Below are 4268 nucleotides of genomic sequence, written 5' to 3'. Positions count from 1 at the left end.
CCGCGCGGGTGGTCGTGCTCGTCGAGCCGGGGACACCGGCCGGGCACGCGCGCATCCTCGACGCCCGTGCCCGGCTGCTCGCCGCGGGCCTGACCGTCGCCGCGCCCTGCCCGCACGACGGCGCCTGCCCGGTGACCGGTGACGACTGGTGCCACTTCGCCGTGCGCGTCGGCCGCAGTTCGCGCCACCGGGCGCTGAAGGCCGGCTCGCTGGGCCACGAGGACGAGAAGTTCTCCTACGTCGTCGCCGTGCGTGACGACGACGGCACCGTCGGACGGGCCCCGGGCCGGGTGGTCCGGCACCCGCACACACGCAAGGGACTGGTGACTCTGCGTGTCTGCGAGGCGGACGGGACGCTGCGGGACACACCCGTCCCACGCAGTCGCAAGGAGCTGTTCCGGCACGCCCGTGACACCGCGTGGGGCGACGCCTGGCCACCCGGGTGAGCCCTCCGGGTTGCTCGCAAGCGGGGGAGGCGAACGTCACAGACCGGACGCGCCGAGGAACGTTGTGAATCTGTAACACCGACCGGCATCGTGGGCGACTGACCGGGCGAGACGGCCATCAGGTGGGCCGCGAGCAGCAGCATTCTCACAGATCGAGCACGACCATGAACGACTTCGTCACCGGCGCCCCCGCCGACCGCCTGCCCACCCTCGTCCGCACCCGTACCGGATACCGCGTGTACGACCCGGCCCTGATCACCGGCACCGACTACGTCGTCGACGACGCGGGCGACCTCGTCTACACGAAGCTCCCGGCCGGTGCGATGACCGGCACCGCCGTCGTCGCCGCCGCCGTGGTGGCGCTCACCGTGGGTGAGAACAGCTGGTCCTGGTCGGCGCTGGCGTTCCTCGTCTGCCTGCCCGTCGCGCTCGGGCTGGCGATCGGGGTGCTCTCGATCATCCACGCGGTCACCGACCCGGTCCGGGCCTACCGCGCCCGCACCGGGCACACCCGTTTCGCCCGCGACATCGCCGCGACCGACCCCGCCTCCTGGCAACTCTGCGCACGCGCCGAGCGTCTCGCGGCGACGCCGTCGTGGCAGGCGGGACGGATCGACCCGACCCGCACCCTCGGTGTCCTGCTGTGGACCGCCGTGGCCGGTGGGGAGGCGTGGGCCGCCGACGCGCTGACCCAGCTGGCCGAGCCAGCGACGGGCCCGGACCTCACCCCGGTCTGAGCTCGGGTCTGCCCCCACCCGCCGACCGAGCCCCGCGTCGTGTCCCCAGGGTCACCCTCGTAGCGCTCTACGCCCCGAGAGTGACCCTCGGAGCAACAGCAGCAGGGGAGGACGGGTCAGACGGCGTAGCGGGCGACGGGGAGCAGGGCGTCGGCGTCGCTGCGGTCGGAGTCGGTCGCGACGCAGGCGCGCAGCGAACGTTCCAACGCGGCCTCGTCCAGCCCGGTCCCGATCAGGACCAGGGTGGTGCGGCGGGGCTCGTCGGGGTCCCACCGGCTCCGGCGGAACCGCACGTACCGGCCGACGGTGTGCAGGTCCCAGCGTTCCCGGTCCGGGGCGGCGGCGAAGCGCACCGAGCCCTTGATCCGGTACAGCCCGGACGGCCGGGCGTCGAGGAGGTCCTGCAGGCGGGCGGCGTCGAGCGGCTCGTCGCACAGGAACGTCAGGCTCTGGTAGCCGGCGTGCAGGTGGTGGGAGTGCGGCTCGTCGACGCGCTCGCCCAGCATCAGCTGCCTGCCCGGCACGATCTCGATGTCGAACAGCAGCGCCGGGTCCACCGCGCCGTCGCGGACCGGCACGATCGGGGCCCGCGGGTTCGCCTCGCGGCACAGCCGCCGGACCCGCCACAGCGGCCCCGGTCCCACCCGGTCGATCTTGTTCAGGACGACGAGGTCGGCCATGCCGACGTGCTTGTCGAGCTGGGGGTGGCGGCGCCGCGAGTCCTCGAACTCCGCGGCGTCGACGACCTCGACGAGCCCGCCGAAGCTCAGGTGCTGGCCCAGTGCGTCGAGCACGAGCTGGACCAGCGTGCCGGGCTCGGCGATGCCGCTGGCCTCGATGACGACGACGTCGATCTCGTCGCGGCGGCGGGTCAGCTTCTCCAGCACCGAGGAGACGCCACCCTCACCGACCTCGCAGCACAGGCAGCCGTTGCCGAGCCCGACGACGTCGCCGGCCTGACCGGCCACACGCATCGCGTCGATGCCGACCGACCCGAAGTCGTTGACGACCACGCCGATCCGCGCGTCCCCGCCCGCGGCGAGGAGGTGGTTCAGCAGTGTCGTCTTGCCGGCTCCGAGGAATCCGGCCAGCACCACGACCGGGATCTTCCGGGGCATCCGTCATGCCTACCACGTGCGTGTCGACGCACCGTGACGTGGTCGTGACCCGTCACGGACCTGTCCGGGGACCCCGATCGGGCCACTACAGTGCGGCCATGCCCGACACAGCTGCCGGACGCCCGCCACGCGGAGTGATCGCCGTCGCCGGAGAAGCCCTCGTCGACATCGTCCCCGTGACCGCGCAGCGGGAAGCGCAGGCGGACCGCGCATCGACACAGCAGTACTGGGAGCTCGCGCCCGGCGGCAGCCCCGCGAACGTCGCGGTCGGGCTGTCCCGCCTCGACGTGCCGGCCCGGATGCTGGCCCGGCTCGCCGACGACCTGCTCGGGCGCAAGCTGCGCGACCATCTCGAGGACAACGGCGTCGACCTGTCGCACTCGGTCGAGGCGGACGAGCCGTCGTCGTTGGCGATCGTGGAGCTGGCCGCCGACGGGCAGGCGTCCTACGACTTCCGGATCGCGGGCACCGCGGACTGGCAGTGGACCGACGACGAGCTCGCCGGTGCCCTCGACGACGGCCCGGCAGGCCCGGTCGTCGCCGTCCACTCCGGATCGCTGGCGCTGACCACCGCGCCCGGTCACGAGGCGCTGCGCGAGCTGCTCGCCTCCGCTGTGGACACCGCGACGGTGAGCTACGACCCGAACTTCCGGCCGCTGCTGATGGGCACGCCGGAGGAGATCCTGCCCGGCGTGCACGAGCTGCTCGGCGTGGCCGACGTGGTGAAGGTCAGTGAGGAGGACCTGGGCTGGCTGCACCCGGGCCGCGAGCCCGGCGACGTCGTCGGCGAGTGGCTCGAGCTCGGTCCGGCGGTCGTCGTGGTCACCCTCGGGGCGAACGGGGTGCTGGCCGGGACGTCGTCGGGGCTGCACCTGGTGCTGTCCGGCCGCACCGTCGAGGTCGTCGACACCGTCGGTGCCGGGGACAGCTTCTCCGCGGCGCTGCTCGCCGGTCTGCACCGGCGCGGGCTGCTCGGCGCGACCGCCCGCGACGACCTGTACCGCATCGACCGGCCGACCCTGGAGGCCGTGCTGACCGAGGCCGTCGCGGCGTCGGCGATCACCTGCTCGCGGCACGGCGCGAACCCGCCCACCCGCGCGGAGCTCGACGCCGCGGTCTGAGCCTCAGCGGTGCTCGCGGGCGAGCATCGCGGTCTGCGCCTGCTGCTCGGGCTCCGACAGCTCGCGCGGCTTCCGGTCGGGGAAGTCGCGGGGCTGCCCGGTCGCGGCCGAGCCGGGCGGCAGGCTCAGCGTGGCCACGGTGCTCTGCGGCAGCGCCCACTGCCGGGCCCAGTCCATGTGCATCGCGGTGGGGCCGCCCGCGTTGCCGAAGTAGTCCAGCTGCATGGTCATGTTCATCGGGCGCGGCGGGAACTGGTCGGTGTCGGTGTTGGAGTACCACTCCTTCCCGTTCACGTACGCGGTGATCTTCTCCGGGGTCCATTCCAGCGCGTAGGCCGACCACTGCGTCGAGTCGTGCTTCACCGACCCGTAGTCCTGGTCGTTGCCCGGTCCGTAGTGGAGGAAGAAGCTGGTCGTCTGGCGGGAGTCGTCCATGATCTCCATCCAGTCGACCTCGCCGCCGACCGGGAAGTCCTCTGCCACCGGCCAGAGCAGCAGCAGCGCGTTGATCCCGCCCCGGCCCTCGTCCGACTTCACGCAGGCCTCCCAGCGGCCGTACTTCTGGCCGGGGTGCCAGCTGACGGCGCCGGTGTTGCCGTCGGCGTCGGCGGAGATGGTCATCGCCCCGTCGGCGACGGTGACCGCCTCCGGGGTGCGGGTGCCCTTCTTGTTGTGGCCGGGCTCGGGGCCGTAGGGGTGCCAGTCCGGCGGGACCGTGGTGCCGTCGAAGCCGGACTCGCGGGCGGGCGCGCCCCAGCCGAGCTCCTGCGCCGCGGTCTCGGTGCAGTGCGACGACGCCGGGGGCGCGGCGGGGTCGGCCGGGGTCGCCTTCGCCGTCCCGCCGGC

Annotated in this window: 5 protein-coding genes; 3 read left to right on the top strand and 2 right to left on the bottom strand. The window is 73.5% G+C overall.

The annotated features are described in order from the left end of the window. A partial coding sequence (locus GTW08_RS09420; protein WP_237453687.1) for a small ribosomal subunit Rsm22 family protein occupies positions 1 to 446 on the top strand: 446 nt, incomplete at its 5' end. A gap of 164 nt (positions 447 to 610) precedes the next feature. Continuing rightward, on the top strand, positions 611 to 1183 hold the full coding sequence (locus tag GTW08_RS09415; protein ID WP_073577197.1) for a hypothetical protein: 573 nt from the start codon (positions 611 to 613) through the stop codon (positions 1181 to 1183). 116 nt (positions 1184 to 1299) lie between these two features. Here GTW08_RS09415 and GTW08_RS09410 read toward each other — a convergent pair whose 3' ends face one another. Then, the gene (locus GTW08_RS09410; RefSeq protein ID WP_073577198.1) at positions 1300 to 2301 is read right to left on the bottom strand and encodes a CobW family GTP-binding protein; all 1002 of its coding nucleotides are present in this window, start codon (positions 2299 to 2301) and stop codon (positions 1300 to 1302) included. Positions 2302 to 2399: 98 nt separating this feature from the next. Between GTW08_RS09410 and GTW08_RS09405 the strand changes: the two genes are divergently transcribed. Continuing rightward, positions 2400 to 3422: a carbohydrate kinase family protein gene (locus GTW08_RS09405; protein WP_073577199.1), complete on the top strand. Its 1023-nt coding sequence runs from the start codon at positions 2400 to 2402 to the stop codon at positions 3420 to 3422. Between the two features lie 3 nt (positions 3423 to 3425). Here GTW08_RS09405 and GTW08_RS09400 read toward each other — a convergent pair. Further along, positions 3426 to 4268 (bottom strand): glycoside hydrolase family 16 protein (locus GTW08_RS09400; RefSeq protein ID WP_161151779.1); only part of this gene is annotated, 843 nt, incomplete at its 5' end.

Source organism: Pseudonocardia sp. SID8383, assembly GCF_009864975.1.
Taxonomy (GTDB): Bacteria; Actinomycetota; Actinomycetes; order Mycobacteriales; family Pseudonocardiaceae; genus Pseudonocardia; species Pseudonocardia alni.
This window is presented reverse-complemented; position numbering and strand designations above follow the sequence as displayed.

Coding starts and splice junctions, on each gene's coding strand:
- GTW08_RS09415 (WP_073577197.1), top strand. CDS start 611: ATGAACGACTTCGTCACCGGCGCCCCCGCCGACCGCCTGCCCACCCTC.
- GTW08_RS09410 (WP_073577198.1), bottom strand. CDS start 2,301: ATGCCCCGGAAGATCCCGGTCGTGGTGCTGGCCGGATTCCTCGGAGCC.
- GTW08_RS09405 (WP_073577199.1), top strand. CDS start 2,400: ATGCCCGACACAGCTGCCGGACGCCCGCCACGCGGAGTGATCGCCGTC.